General features: G+C 65.9%; 16 protein-coding genes. 11 read left to right on the top strand and 5 right to left on the bottom strand.

Features of this window, described 5'->3' with window-relative positions:
* Positions 1-27: 27 nt before the first annotated feature.
* From DIE13_RS28860 to DIE13_RS28835, 6 genes are all read left to right on the top strand, one after another.
* A complete protein-coding gene (locus tag DIE13_RS28860; protein WP_124830451.1) occupies positions 28-1,020 on the top strand; it encodes a sugar kinase in 993 nt (330 codons plus the stop codon).
* 164 nt (positions 1,021-1,184) lie between these two features.
* Entirely contained in the window at positions 1,185-2,465 is a 1,281-nt protein-coding gene (locus DIE13_RS28855) for an MFS transporter (protein ID WP_124830450.1), read from the top strand.
* Between the two features lie 4 nt (positions 2,466-2,469).
* Positions 2,470-3,435, top strand: a complete 966-nt coding sequence (locus tag DIE13_RS28850; RefSeq protein WP_124830449.1) for an NAD(P)-dependent oxidoreductase — start codon at positions 2,470-2,472, stop codon at positions 3,433-3,435.
* A gap of 358 nt (positions 3,436-3,793) precedes the next feature.
* Positions 3,794-4,837, top strand: coding sequence for a LacI family DNA-binding transcriptional regulator (locus DIE13_RS28845; protein WP_124830448.1), 1,044 nt, complete (start codon positions 3,794-3,796; stop codon positions 4,835-4,837).
* 54 nt (positions 4,838-4,891) lie between these two features.
* Positions 4,892-5,680 carry a YhfC family intramembrane metalloprotease gene (locus DIE13_RS28840; protein ID WP_124830447.1) on the top strand — a complete coding sequence of 263 codons (789 nt, stop codon included), beginning with the start codon at positions 4,892-4,894 and terminating at the stop codon, positions 5,678-5,680.
* Positions 5,681-5,693: 13 nt separating this feature from the next.
* Positions 5,694-6,056, top strand: a complete 363-nt coding sequence (locus DIE13_RS28835) for a DUF3022 domain-containing protein (protein ID WP_124830446.1) — start codon at positions 5,694-5,696, stop codon at positions 6,054-6,056.
* Positions 6,057-6,089: 33 nt separating this feature from the next.
* Here DIE13_RS28835 and DIE13_RS28830 read toward each other — a convergent pair whose 3' ends face one another.
* Both DIE13_RS28830 and DIE13_RS28825 read right to left on the bottom strand, forming a co-directional pair.
* Positions 6,090-6,521, bottom strand: a complete 432-nt coding sequence (locus DIE13_RS28830) for a PGDYG domain-containing protein (RefSeq protein WP_124830445.1) — start codon at positions 6,519-6,521, stop codon at positions 6,090-6,092.
* A gap of 128 nt (positions 6,522-6,649) precedes the next feature.
* The gene (locus DIE13_RS28825) at positions 6,650-7,204 is read right to left on the bottom strand and encodes a Spy/CpxP family protein refolding chaperone (protein WP_124830444.1); all 555 of its coding nucleotides are present in this window, start codon (positions 7,202-7,204) and stop codon (positions 6,650-6,652) included.
* A 350-nt stretch (positions 7,205-7,554) separates the two neighbouring features.
* On the opposite strand from DIE13_RS28825, the gene DIE13_RS28820 reads away from it, so the two are divergent.
* The 3 genes from DIE13_RS28820 (at position 7,555) to DIE13_RS28810 (ending at position 9,562) form a co-directional block, all read left to right on the top strand.
* Entirely contained in the window at positions 7,555-8,019 is a 465-nt protein-coding gene (locus DIE13_RS28820; protein ID WP_006755043.1) for an Lrp/AsnC family transcriptional regulator, read from the top strand.
* 161 nt (positions 8,020-8,180) lie between these two features.
* A complete protein-coding gene (locus DIE13_RS28815; protein WP_124830443.1) occupies positions 8,181-8,465 on the top strand; it encodes a hypothetical protein in 285 nt (94 codons plus the stop codon).
* Positions 8,462-9,562: a saccharopine dehydrogenase family protein gene (locus DIE13_RS28810; protein ID WP_006755042.1), complete on the top strand. Its 1,101-nt coding sequence runs from the start codon at positions 8,462-8,464 to the stop codon at positions 9,560-9,562. Before DIE13_RS28815 ends, DIE13_RS28810 begins: the two co-directional genes overlap by 4 nt.
* A gap of 103 nt (positions 9,563-9,665) precedes the next feature.
* On the opposite strand, the gene DIE13_RS28805 is transcribed toward DIE13_RS28810, so the two are convergent.
* Positions 9,666-10,292: an AAA family ATPase gene (locus DIE13_RS28805; RefSeq protein WP_124830442.1), complete on the bottom strand. Its 627-nt coding sequence runs from the start codon at positions 10,290-10,292 to the stop codon at positions 9,666-9,668.
* On the bottom strand, positions 10,289-10,435 hold the full coding sequence (gene cydX / locus DIE13_RS28800) for a cytochrome bd-I oxidase subunit CydX (RefSeq protein WP_124830441.1): 147 nt from the start codon (positions 10,433-10,435) through the stop codon (positions 10,289-10,291). The genes DIE13_RS28805 and cydX overlap by 4 nt, the downstream gene beginning before the upstream one ends.
* A gap of 168 nt (positions 10,436-10,603) precedes the next feature.
* Between cydX and corA the strand changes: the two genes are divergently transcribed.
* Entirely contained in the window at positions 10,604-11,581 is a 978-nt protein-coding gene (gene corA, locus DIE13_RS28795) for a magnesium/cobalt transporter CorA (RefSeq protein WP_124830440.1), read from the top strand.
* Between the two features lie 22 nt (positions 11,582-11,603).
* Here corA and DIE13_RS28790 read toward each other — a convergent pair whose 3' ends face one another.
* A complete protein-coding gene (locus tag DIE13_RS28790; protein WP_124830439.1) occupies positions 11,604-11,891 on the bottom strand; it encodes a YciI-like protein in 288 nt (95 codons plus the stop codon).
* Between the two features lie 454 nt (positions 11,892-12,345).
* Between DIE13_RS28790 and DIE13_RS28785 the strand changes: the two genes are divergently transcribed.
* The gene (locus DIE13_RS28785) at positions 12,346-12,834 is read left to right on the top strand and encodes an aminoacyl-tRNA deacylase (protein WP_096505238.1); all 489 of its coding nucleotides are present in this window, start codon (positions 12,346-12,348) and stop codon (positions 12,832-12,834) included.
* Positions 12,835-13,279: the final 445 nt, after the last annotated feature.

Genomic DNA, 13,279 nt, shown 5'->3' with positions numbered 1-13,279 from the left:
ACCGTAAGGACACGGAGGAATTCAGTCATGAAAGTAGCACTCGATGTCGTGACCTACGGCGAAGCGATGGCGATGTTCGTCGCCGCCGAGCCAGGCCACCTCGCGCACGCGGCGCAATTCACGAAACGGATCGCGGGCGCGGACCTGAACGTGGCGATCGGCCTGTCGCGGCTCGGCTTCCGGGTCGGCTGGATGAGCCGGGTCGGCCGCGATTCGTTCGGCGGCTACGTGCTCGACACGCTGGCGCGCGAAGGCATCGATGCGTCGTGCGTGACCGTCGATCCGCGCTATCCGACCGGCTTCCAGCTGAAGTCGCGCAACAACGACGGCAGCGACCCGACTGTCGAATATTTCCGCAAGGGCTCGGCCGCGAGCCACCTGTCGTGCGACGACTACGTGGCCGACTACGTGCTCGGCGCGCGCCACCTGCACCTGACGGGTGTCGCGCCGGCGATCTCCGCGACGTCGTGCGAACTCGCGTTCCGCCTCGCACGCGAGATGCGCGCGGCCGGCAAGACGATCTCGTTCGACCCGAACCTGCGCCCGACGCTGTGGCCGTCCGCCGACGTGATGGCGAAGACGCTGAACGCGCTGGCGGCGCTCGCCGACTGGGTGCTGCCGGGTCTGGCCGAAGGGCGGCAACTCACCGGGCACGACACGCCGGCCGATATCGCGGGCTTTTACCTGGCGCAAGGTGCGCGCGGCGTGGTGATCAAGCTGGGCGCCGAAGGTGCGTACTTCCGCACGGCCGACGACCGCGAGGGCACGGTGGCGGGCGAGCGCGTCGCGAACGTGGTCGACACGGTCGGGGCCGGCGACGGCTTCGCGGTCGGTGTGGTCAGCGCGCTGCTGGAAGGCCGCTCCGTCGAGCAGGCCGTCGCGCGCGGCAACCGCATCGGGGCGCTGGCGATCCAGGTGATCGGCGATTCGGAAGGCCTGCCGACGCGTGCGGCACTCGATCGGCTCGAAAACGCCGGCGATCGCGCCGGTCGCCTGGAGGAAACCGTCACCGCGCAATGAGAGGCCGGGCACGGCACAATCCGCGGACCCATATCGTGCTTCGTGCACGGTTTTGCATGAGGCCGGATCCGGCGCCGCCGCGCCGCCGCCGGTCGATTCCCAAAGGACGGGAGCGGAGCCGGGCGTTTGACCCGCCCACTCCGATCACCCAAGGAGACACTCTGATGGCAGCCAATCTTGCAGCCCGACGCTGGTGGACGATCATGCCGATCGTCTTCATCACCTATAGCCTCGCTTACCTCGACCGCGCGAACTACGGGTTCGCGGCGGCGGCCGGCATCAACCAGGACCTCGGGATCAGCAAGGGTCTGTCGTCGCTGATCGGTGCGCTGTTCTTCCTCGGCTACTTCTTCTTCCAGATCCCGGGCGCGATCTATGCGGAGCGCCGCAGCGTCAAGAAGCTCGTGTTCGTCAGCCTCGTGCTGTGGGGCGGCTGCGCGGCGCTCACGGGCATCGTCAGCAACATCCCGTCGCTGATGGCGATCCGGTTCGTGCTCGGCGTCGTCGAAGCGGCCGTGATGCCCGCGATGCTGATCTACATCAGCAACTGGTTCACGAAGAACGAGCGCTCGCGCGCGAACACGTTCCTGATCCTCGGCAACCCGGTGACGGTGTTGTGGATGTCGGTCGTGTCCGGTTATCTGGTCCACGAATTCGGCTGGCGCCACATGTTCATCGCCGAAGGCGTGCCGGCCGTGATCTGGGCCGTGTGCTGGTGGTTCCTCGTGCAGGACAAGCCGGCCGAATCGCCGTGGCTCACCGCACAGGAAAAACGCGACCTCGACGCGGCGCTCGCGGCCGAACAGGCGGCGATCAAGCCGATGCGCAACTACGGCGAGGCGTTCCGCTCGCCGGCCGTGATCAAGCTGTGCGCACAGTACTTCTGCTGGAGCATCGGCGTGTACGGCTTCGTGCTGTGGCTGCCGTCGATCGTCAAGAACGGCTCCGCGCTCGGGATGGTCGCGACCGGCTGGCTGTCGGCGCTGCCGTATCTGGCGGCGACGATCGCAATGCTCGTCGCATCGTGGGCGTCGGATAAGGTCGGCTCGCGCCGCGGTTTCGTGTGGCCGTTCCTTCTGGTTGGTGCTGCCGCATTCGCCGCGTCGTATGCGCTCGGCTCGTCGCATTTCTGGATCTCGTATGCGCTGCTCGTCGTCGCGGGCGCCGCGATGTATGCCCCGTACGGCCCGTTCTTCGCGATCGTGCCGGAGCTGCTGCCGAAGAACGTCGCCGGCGGCGCGATGGCGCTGATCAACAGCATGGGCGCGCTCGGCTCGTTCGTCGGCTCGTACTTCGTCGGCTACCTGAACGGCGCGACCGGGTCGCCCGTCGCATCGTATGCGTTCATGAGCGTCGCGCTCGTCGCCGCGGTGATCCTCACGCTGTCCGTCAAACCCCAGGCGCGCGACGAGCACTCGCTCGCAGCGCCGCTGCAAGGAAAATGAAACGATGAAGCCTCGTATCGTCGCGTACAAGCCGCTGCCCGATGACGTTCTCGCGTACCTGCGCGAGCATGCGGAGGTCGTGCAGGCCGACGGTGCCGACGCGCTCGCCGATGCGCTCGGTGACGCGGACGGCGCGATCGGCGCGAGCCTGAAGGTCACACCCGAGATGCTCGATCGCGCGCCGCGGCTGAAGGCCTGGTCGACGATCTCGGTCGGCTACGACAACTTCGACGTCGACGACCTGACGCGGCGCGGCATCGTGCTCGCGCATACGCCCGATGTGCTGACCGAATCGACCGCCGACACTGTGTTCTCGCTGATCCTCGCGTCCGCGCGGCGGGTGGTCGAACTGGCGGAGTGGGTGAAGGCGGGCCACTGGCATCGCAGCATCGGCCCCGATCTGTACGGCACCGACGTGCAGGGCAAGACGCTCGGCATCGTCGGGCTCGGGCGCATCGGCGGGGCGGTCGCGCGCCGTGCGGCGCTCGGCTTCCGGATGCAGGTGCTGTATGCGAACCGGTCCGCGCACGAGGAAGCCGAGACGCAGTACGGCGCGCGCCGTGTGACGCTCGACGCATTGCTCGCGCAGTCGGATTTCGTGTGCCTGCAGGTGCCGCTGTCGCCGCAAACGCATCATATGATCGGCGCGGCCGAATTCGCGAAGATGAAGCGCGGCGCGATCCTGATCAACGCTTCGCGCGGGCCGGTGGTCGACGAGGCCGCGCTGATCGAAGCGCTGCGCGCGGGGACGATCCGCGGTGCGGGGCTCGACGTGTTCGAGAAGGAGCCGTTGCCGGCGGATTCGCCGCTGCTGCAGATGCGCAACGTCGTCGCGCTGCCGCATATCGGCTCGGCGACGCACGAGACGCGCCACGCGATGGCGCGCTGCGCCGCTGAAAACCTGGTCGGCGCGCTCGCCGGCACGCTGCGCACGAATCTCGTCAATCCCGACGCGCTCGCGCGCGCCTGAGCGCCGACGGCCGGCCGGCGAGGCTGCCGGCCCCGTTAGAGTCGGTAGTATTGGTACGGGAGGGCAGGCTGCGTTATGATCGCCCGCTCGTCGCATCCGCGGCCCGGCCCACCTTGCCAACGGCCTCCGGCGACGGGCATCCGTGCCAGATCCGGTGCGGCCGGCCGTTGTTCGTTGCAGCAGATGACCGGGTCGGGCGCGAATGCGCCGGCTTCGGTCGATCGCACAGCATCGGATCGGCATGGGCGCTGAAGCGCCGACGCTGATCGACAGCGGCGCGCGCCGGGTGGCTTTCGTATCCAACAACAAAGTCCGTCCGCACATGAAGCGGCGCGGATCGACCGTCGCGAGGCACGACTTGACCGATTCGCAACTTATCACGCAGCGTCCGGCGACGATCAGCGACGTCGCGCGCGAGGCCGGCACGGGCAAGACCAGCGTTTCTCGCTACCTGAACGGCGAGACGCACGTGCTGTCCGCCGATCTGCGCCAGCGGATCGAGGCGGCGATCGCCCGGCTCAATTACCGGCCGAACCAGATGGCGCGCGGGCTCAAGCGCGGTCGTAACCGGCTGCTCGGCATGCTCGCGGCCGACCTGACCAATCCCTATACCGTCGAAGTGCTGCAGGGCGTCGAGGCCGCCTGTCACGCGCTCGGCTACATGCCGCTGATCTGTCACGCGGCGAACGAAGTCGAGATGGAGCGGCGCTTCCTGCAGCTGCTCACGACGTATCGCGTCGAAGGGCTGATCGTCAACGCGCTCGGCGCCGAAGAGGAAGTGCTGCGCCCGCTGCGCGGCGGCGGTATTCCGGCCGTGCTCGTCGATCGGACCGTCGAGGGCTTCGAGGCCGACCTGATCGGCCTCGACAACGCCGATGCGATCGAGACGGCGCTCACGCACCTGATCGAGCGCGGCTTCGATGCGATCCATTTCGTCGTGCAGCCGTTCGAGCAGGTCAGTTCGCGGCGCGTGCGCGAGGCCGCATTCCGCGCGACACTCGACGCGCGCGGGCTGCCGGTGCCGCCGACGGTCGTACTCGACCTGAACGAACCCGATGCGGCCGCGGCGGCGCTCGCCGACCTCGACGCGCGCATCGACGCTGCGACGCAACGCGGCGTGCGCGCGGCGCTGTTCGCCGCGAACGCGCCGGTCGCGCTCGCGATCGCGCGCCATCTGCGCGCGCGTTTCGGTGCCGCGTGGCAGGCAAAGGCCGCGCTGCTGTCGATCGACGATCCCGAGTGGGCCGAGTTGATCGGCATCACGACGATCCGCCAGCCGACCTACGAAATCGGCTACAAAGCCGTCGAATTCGTGCACGAACGCATCGACGGCGCGGCCGGCGACGTGCGCGTCGCGATGCTGCCGGGCGAGCTGATTGCGCGCGCGTCGACGGCAAGCTGAGTATCATTCGGGGCACGCAGCGCGTCAGGTGCGCTGCCCTGAACAAGGAAATACATGACTGTCGCCCCCGTCACGCTGGCGGTGCTGATCGCCGCCACGCTGATCATCGCGCTGCTGCCGTTCGTTCTCTTCCGTATTTTGCGCAAGCCGCTTGCGCTCGACCGCCGCGACACGATCGTCGGCGTCGCCGTCTTCACGCTGTTCGCGATGATCGTCGAACGCGCCTTCCACGGTCTCGTGCTGAGCCAGACGCCGGCAGGCGGGTGGCTCACGCAGCCGCTGGCGTTCGTCGCATACAGCGCGCTCGCGACCGCCGTATTCGAGGAAGTCGGCCGCTATCTGGGGATGCGCTTCCTGAGTCGCCGTTATGGCGCGTCGGCCGGCGACGGTCGCGGCATCGGCTACGGGATCGGCCATGCGGGCGCCGAAGCGTGGTTCGTCGGCGTGCTCGTGTGGGGCCAGTGGTCGTATCTCGCCTGGCTCGCGAGCCGCGGCCAGCTCGAAACACAGCTCGCGGACCTGCCGGGCGATACCGTCGTGCGGCTGCACGTGATGCTGGCGACGCTGTCGGCGCAGTCGATCCTGTTGTTGCTGCTTGAACGCTGCGCGGGCTTCGTGGTGCAGCTCGCGCTGTCGGTGCTGGTATGGCACGGCGTGCGCGCCGGCCGCGCAGGCGTGCTGCCGCTCGCGATCGTGCTGCATGCGCTGGTGGTCGCGCCGACGCTGCTTTACCAGGTCCGTGTACTGCCGGCCGGATGGCTCGAGGCCGTGTATTTCGTGCTGACCGCGATTCTGGTCGTCGTGCTGTCGAAGACGTGCCGGCCGCAGCGTGTGGCGGCCTGACGGGAGAGAGGGAATGGACGACTATCTGATCGAATGCCAGAGCGCTGAATTCGACGCGCTCGCGCGCGTGATCTGCGATCTCTTTCCGGAGCAGACACGTTTCGCGGAAAGCAGCGACGCGCGCGGGCGGTTCCTGTCCGTGCACTGGCTGGCAATGCGTTTCGGCGCGACGCCGAAGCGGATGACGCTCGATATCCGCATCGTGCCGGCCGCGCTCGCGCGGTATCTGGCGCTTCGGCCGATGCAGCGCGCACGCAGCCACGCGGTGCTGCATGCGTATACGGAAGCGATGCTGGGTTCGCTCGAGGAGCGGCACGCGGCCGGTCAGGCCATCGAGCGCGACGCGGAGCTCGAACTCGACGAAGACTTCGCGTAAGCGCAAGCGCCGATGCAATGCCGGCGCGGCCGGTTACGCGTCGTGGTAGACCTGCGCGAAGCGCTGCGCCTGTACGACGCCGTAGTCGCCGGGCGCATATTGCATCACCCAGTCGCCGGCGATGCCGTGCAGCGTGTCGCCGTTTTCCGAGCGGGCGATCGTGAACGGCTCGTCCATCCGGCGGGCAAGCACGACGGTCGGCCGGTTTCGGTACGCGCCCGGCACGCCGTGTGCGAGCGCGGAGTCGGCGGGCAGGTACTTGGCGTCGAAGCGCGCGCGCGACACGACCCAGCGATCGCCGGTCGAGCCGGTGATCAGCGCGTCGCCCGCGACGTAGCGGTTCGGGCCTTCGAGGCTCATCAGTTCGCCGTCGGCATCCGCGAAGGCGACCGCGACGGTTTCGTCCTTGACGACGCGACGGGCCTGCGGATCGGTACGCAGATCGAGGTGCTTGAGTTCGAGCATGGCGGGGAAGTGCGGGAAAAGCCGGCAGCTTATCCCGAAATCGGCGCGCCGTGTGACGCGCCGATTACCCGCGGGACGCGCGGTGCCGTTCGGCCCGGACGGGCAGGGCGGCACCGGCAATGCGGAGATCAGGGCTGGGCGGGAGCGCTTGCGGCGGGCGCGGCTGCTGCCTTGCCTTCCTTGCTTCTGGCCTTGGCCTTGCCCTTGCCGTGGTGTTCGCCGCCGTGGTGCAGCCAGTTGCGGAACGTCGTGTCGGCCAACGCCTTCTGTTCGGCCGGGAAGCTCTCGTAGAGCGGTGCGAAGGCGTCGGCGAGCTTCTTCGCGCCGTCCGCGTTCGCCTGCGCGAGTTCCGCGTACTGCTTCACGTCGTCGACCGCCGACACGTTGTGGTTCTCGATCCGTGCGCGATAGAGGCGGCCCATCGTTTCGCCGTTTTCGCGCATCGCGTCGGCGAACGTTTTCCACTGCGGTTCCTGCGCCGACGTGATCTTCAACTGGTCGTGCAGATACTTGATGCGCTGCTCGATGCGCGCTTCATGGCGTGCCGCACGCTGCTCGGCGCCCGGCGCCGACGCGGCCGTCGGCGTGGCCGTAGCCGGAGCGGGCTGCGATTGCGGTTGGGTCTGCGCGAATGCACTGGCCGCAACGACGAGCGTAGCGAGGGTGAGCGAGATTTTCTTCATGGTTGGCTCTCCGGGGTGGTGTCGTGCGAGCGGGCGCGGCGGCAACTGCCGCGAGCGCGCATCTCGCGTCGCCCGCTATTAGTAGCACGTTGTGCACGACACGGCAGCGAAAGCGACACTTGCTTACAACCGATACGAATAGAAATTGAAAGGGACATAGCGGGCGGACGCGGTGTCGGGCGCGTTCGGGCGGCGACGGTGGCGCGCGATCGATGCGTACGAAACAGTCCGCGCGATGTACCGGTTCGATCGTTGCCACGATGCACGATCCCGTTTGGGCGGCCCGGCGTTCAGCGCTATCATCGCGTCACGTTCCATTTCGCCGGTGCGCTGCACGCCGGCCCAGCCTCATGCGTCCACCCCGCCTCGACCAACTCGACGACCTCGACCGGCAACTCGTTGCGCTGCTGCAGGCGGATGCGCGCGCAAGCGTCGCCGATCTCGCGCGGCAGCTCGACGTCGCGCGCACGACCGTCGTCGCACGCATCGCGCGACTCGAGCGGACGAACGTGATCGCCGGATACAGCGTGAGGCTTGGACAGGACGTGCTCGATGCGAGCATTTACGCGTATGTCGGCATCATCCTCACGCCGAAGTTCGGCAAGGACGTGCTGCGCAGGCTCGACCGGATGCCCGAGGTGCAACTGCTGTGCGCGGTGAGCGGCGAGTACGACTATGTCGCCTGGCTGCGCGCCGATTCGCCGGAGCGCCTCAACGATCTGCTCGACCAGATCGGCACGCTCGAAGGCGTCGAGCGCACGACGACGTCGATTATTCTGTCGCGCAAGATCGATCGCGGCACGATCGGCGGCTAATGCTTCGCATGCGGCGTCGCGCGTGACGTCGCAGCGCGATCGTTGCGCGGATCTTCCTCCTTTACCTTTCATTGATGCTCGCCGTTTGCGTTTGCCGCAGGACGGCGCGCTGGCGTGCGCATCGTCACGCCGGCGTCGTTGCGTCGACTGATGGTGCTGGCGTGAGCAACGGCTCATGCGTCTTCCGGCATCCCGCTCCGATCCCGTTTGGATTCGTTCTTTCCGAGCGCCCGGACGCGGCTTGTGCGGCCCGTTTGCAGCCGGCGATTGATGCGATTTTTAGACGATTCGGTCATTATGACGAAAAGCTTCGTCATATCGTCGAATGTATCGGTCGTTTCGCATCATTCTTCGTCTTGGAACTGATTTTGCGCGTCCCTAAACTGTGTTCATGGCTCGACGCCGTACACCAACACCAAACCCATTATCAGGAGATAAGCGCATGAAAATCGCCATCGTCGGCGCAGGTCTGATCGGCCACACCATTGCTCACATGCTGCGTGAAACGGGCGACTACGAAGTCGTCGCGTTCGACCGCGACGCCGATGCGCTTGCGAAGCTGTCGCGCGAAGGGATCGCGACGCAACGCGTCGATTCGGCCGACGCCAATGCGATCCGCGAAGCCGTGAAGGGCTTCGATGCGCTCGTCAACGCACTGCCGTACTACCTCGCGGTCAACGTCGCGGCTGCGGCGAAGGCTGCCGGCGTTCACTACTTCGATCTGACCGAAGACGTGCGCGCAACCCACGCAATTCGCGAACTCGCCGACGGTTCGGACCGCGCGTTCATGCCGCAGTGCGGCCTCGCACCGGGCTTCATCGGCATCGCCGCACACGAGCTCGTGAACGGCTTCAGCGAAGTGCGCGACGTGAAGATGCGCGTCGGCGCGCTGCCCGAGTATCCGACCAACGCGCTGAAGTACAACCTGACGTGGAGCGTCGACGGTCTGATCAACGAATACTGCCAGCCGTGCGAAGCGATCCGCGATGGCCGCAAGCAGTGGGTGCAGCCGCTCGAAGGCCTCGAGCACTTCTCGCTGGACGGCACCGAATACGAAGCGTTCAACACGTCGGGCGGCCTGGGCACGCTGTGCGAGACGCTGTCGGGCAAGGTCGAGACGCTCGACTACAAGTCGGTGCGCTATCCGGGCCACCGCGAACTCGTGCAGTTCCTGCTCGAAGACCTGCGCCTGTCGAGCGACCGCGACACGCTGAAGTCGATCATGCGCCGTGCCGTGCCGTCGACGAAGCAGGACGTCGTGCTCGTGTTCGTCACGGTGACGGGCGTGAAGGACGGCCAGCTCGTGCAGGACGTGTTCACCCGCAAGATCTTCGCGAAGGACGTGTGCGGGATGCACATGAGCGCGATCCAGATCACGACGGCCGGCGCGATGTGCGCGGTGCTGGATCTGTTCCGCGAAAAGAAGCTGCCGCAGAGCGGTTTCATCCCGCAGGAAAAGGTGTCGCTGAAGGCATTCCTGTCGAACCGCTTCGGCAAGCTGTACGAAGGCGGCACGATGGAGCGCGTGCACGAAGTCGCCTGACGACGGATCGACGGCACGAGGGTGGTATGACGACGCCGGGAGCGCAGCAGCGCTTTCGGCGTTGTTTTTTCAGGCGCGGAAGAAGAGAAGGGCGGGGGCGCGCTCAGGCCGGCAGCGGCGGGACGATCGTCGCTTGCGGCACGGGCGGCGCCGGTGGTGCGATGCGGTACAGCAACGTCTCGATGTCGGCGTCGGACGGCGCGGTGTTGTCGAACATCACGATCCCGTCGCATTCGTCACCGGTCGGCACGAAGCGGCGTTGCCGGTATTCGTCCCAGTGCGCGAGCTTGTAGGCGTCGTTCGGGTTGCCGCGTGCGACGATTCGCTCGTGTGCGACGTCCTCTGTCGTATGGACCCAGACGACGGTCAGCGTGACGTCGGGCGTAATGCCGAGCCACGCGCGGTCGAGGATGCGCCGGTCACGTACTTCGCGCGACAGCGGGCCGACCACCAGCGCGCCGATGCCGAGTGCGAGGTTCTCGCGGGCGGTGTCGAGCAGGCCCTGGTACTCGGGATCGCGCAGATGCTTCAGGTAGAGCGGGCTGTCGCGGTCGTTCGGATCCGACGTGAGGGCGCCCATCGCGGCCGAGCTGTAGTGGCCGTACAGCGTGTCCTTGTCGAGCAGGCAGAAGGCCTCGCCGGTCGCGCGCATCAGCGGCCCGATCAGCCGCTTCGCGAGCGTGGTCTTGCCGGTGCCGGCATGGCCGCAGAAGAACACCAGGTGCGTCACGAATACCGGCTCCGCGAATCCGCACGCGACGTGTCGGTGCGTTTGTCGTCGCGCGAGAACACTTCCGCTTCCAGCCACATCACATTGATGATGCCGAAGCCGAGGGCCACGCCGATGCCGAGTATCCACGCGAAATACCACATGGGTCTGTCTCCTGGACGGTTGGGGCGCACGAGCGGGCCGTGAGCCTGTCGAAGCGATGCCGTGCGGCATGCAGTCCGATCATGACCAATATCGGCGCGACGCGCAAGCCGGGCCGCCTGCGCGGCAAACCGGTAAACTGACGCGCAAACCGCAACATCACGGACACCATGCTGATCAACTGTGCTGCATACCAGGACGGCCGCAAGCTGGCCGACATCGATATCGACGCCATCAGTGACTACGTGTCGAAACCCGAGTGTTTCGTGTGGGTGGCGCTGAAGGATCCGACGCCCGAGGAAATCGACCTGATGGGCGAAGAGTTCGGGCTGCACGAGCTGGCGCTCGAGGATGCCCGCAACGGGCATCAACGGCCGAAGATCGAGGAGTATGGCGACTCGCTGTTCGCCGTGCTGCATACGGTCGAGCTCGACGACGACGACGAATTCAAGGTCGGCGAGCTGAACGTGTTCGTCGGCCCGAACTACGTGCTGTCGATTCGTAACCATACGGAACAGGACTTCCGCGAGGTGCGCAAGCGCTGCGAGCGCGAACCGCATCTGCTGCAGGAGGGCTCGGCGTTCGTGTTCTATGCGCTGATGGATCAGGTCGTCGATCGCTATTTTCCGATTCTCGAGGCGCTCGGCAACGAGCTGGAGGAACTCGAGGACCGTATCTTCACGAAGAGCTCGCCGTCATCGTCGCGCGCGATCATCGAGGATCTCTATTCGCTCAAGCGTCGGCTCGTGATGCTGTACCAGCACACGGCGCCGCTGCTCGAGCCGCTCGCGAAGCTCACCGGCGGGCGGACTCCGCAGGTCTGCAGCGGGATGGAACATTATTTCCGCGACGTGTACGACCATCTGCAGCGGATCGTGAAAACGATCGAAGGGCGGCGCGAAATGGTCGTGACCGCGATTCAGGTCAACCTCGGGATGATCTCGCTTGCGGAAAACGAGGTGACCAAGCGGCTCGGCTCGTTCGCCGCGCTGTTCGCGATTCCGACGATGATTGCCGGCATCTACGGGATGAACTTCGCGAACATGCCCGAGCTGCATCTCAAATACGGCTTCTACGGCTGCATCGCGGTGATGCTCGCAGCCGATCTCGGACTATGGTGGCGGTTCAAGCGGGCGGGGTGGCTGTAGCCGCGCCCGTCGCCGCGCGCCGCTAACGCGGTGCGTGCTTGCCGACCACGACACGCCATGGCCGCACGTGCCACGATTTGACGAGGCCGTTCTGCACGTACGGATCGGCGCGCGCGAACGATTCGGCAGCTTCCGGCGAATCGCCTTCGAACACGAGCACGGCCTGGTCGGCCGGATCCTGCAACGCGCCGGCGAGCATGAGCTCGCCGCGTTCGGTTGCGGCCTGCGCGAGTGCGAGGTGCTCGGCGCGGAACTGTTCGCGCCGGGCCAGGTAATCGTCGACGAGATCGTAGATCAGCTGGTAATGCATGGTTGCTCCCGGAATCGGTTGCCGCGCAGGTTCGGCGGCCGGCTCAGTATAGGACACGGTTCGGTCTTTGTCGGCGCGGTTCGCAGAGACTCTCCCGGCGTGTCCGGACGCGTTCGCGTGGCTGCGGCGCTTGCCATTCGTGCGTCTGTACCTTTTCCCATAAATGCAACTAACGGTCTACCGCTTCTCCGCCGTCGTATTGGGTTGAGCTATCGCGGCAGGACGTCCATCGACAGACCCTGTCTTCAGGAAAGGCAACTCGACGAGCGTATTCCGGGTCCGGATTTCACATGCCGGCGAGGGCGGGCGATCTGCCGGAAACGAGGCCTCGTCCGGCCGTCGGCGGGCCCGTACGGATGCCGCGCGAGGGCGTTTCCATTGGCCCGAATGCGACCTATGCTGAACGAATCCGGTGCGAACTTTGTTCGCTCGATTCGTCCAGATGAGGTGTGCCATGCCTGTATCCGCCACCCTGCAGGATTGCCTGCGCCAGAAGTCATCGCGGTACGAAGTTGTGTACCACCCGTATAGCCATACCAGTATGGAGACGGCCGCTGCCGCGCATATCCCCGGCAATCGTCTCGCGAAAACCGTGCTGCTCGAGGACGACGAAGGCTACGTCGCCGCCGTGTTGCCGACGTCGCACGCAGTGCGGCTGTCGGACCTTTGGGTCAAGACCGGACGCCATCTCGTGCTCGCCAGGGAAATCGAACTGCGCGAACTGTTCAAGGATTGCGACATGGGCGCGCTGCCGCCGGTGTGCATGGCGTACGGGATGAAAACATTCCTCGAGGAACATCTCGCGGAGCAGCCGGAAGTGTATTTCGAAGCCGGCGACCACGAAGCGCTGATCCACATGATGCAGGACGAATTCCTGTCGCTGATGGAGACGGCCGAGCGTGCGCATTTCTCGCACAGGATGCAGGGAATGTGGGTGTCTTGATCGGCTTGTCGCGGGTGGTTTGCGACGGGTGGTGACGGCGTCCGGCGGGCGGACGCGGAGGCAACCGTGCGCCGCTGATTTCGTCGAGGCAGCGGCGTGTTTGAAGAATTTTTTAAACTAGTTGAGTCTGGAAGACGGACCCAATTGGGAGATTCTGATTCTAGAGATTGCTGCGGAAGCTCGAGCGCCGTATTTTCTTACGCTCGAGCAGGCCAGCGAGTACTTTCCGGATGCTCGCAGAGAACTCGAAAAGATTGCGCCGCGAAAGTGAGGGGTGGCGGACTGGTCAAGATCCACCGATGTTCAGTGGTGGTTTCCGGTGAATTTGTGATTTGACATAATCATAATTATCAACCTGACTGGTTGTAGTGGCTAGATAGAAATGTCCGCTTTTGGCTACATAGAAATGTCCGCTTTCGGACCGCGTAAGCTGACCGGCCGCCGG

It is taken from the genome of Burkholderia sp. Bp9016 (assembly GCF_003857765.1).
Classification (GTDB): domain Bacteria; phylum Pseudomonadota; class Gammaproteobacteria; order Burkholderiales; family Burkholderiaceae; genus Burkholderia.
This window is presented reverse-complemented; position numbering and strand designations above follow the sequence as displayed.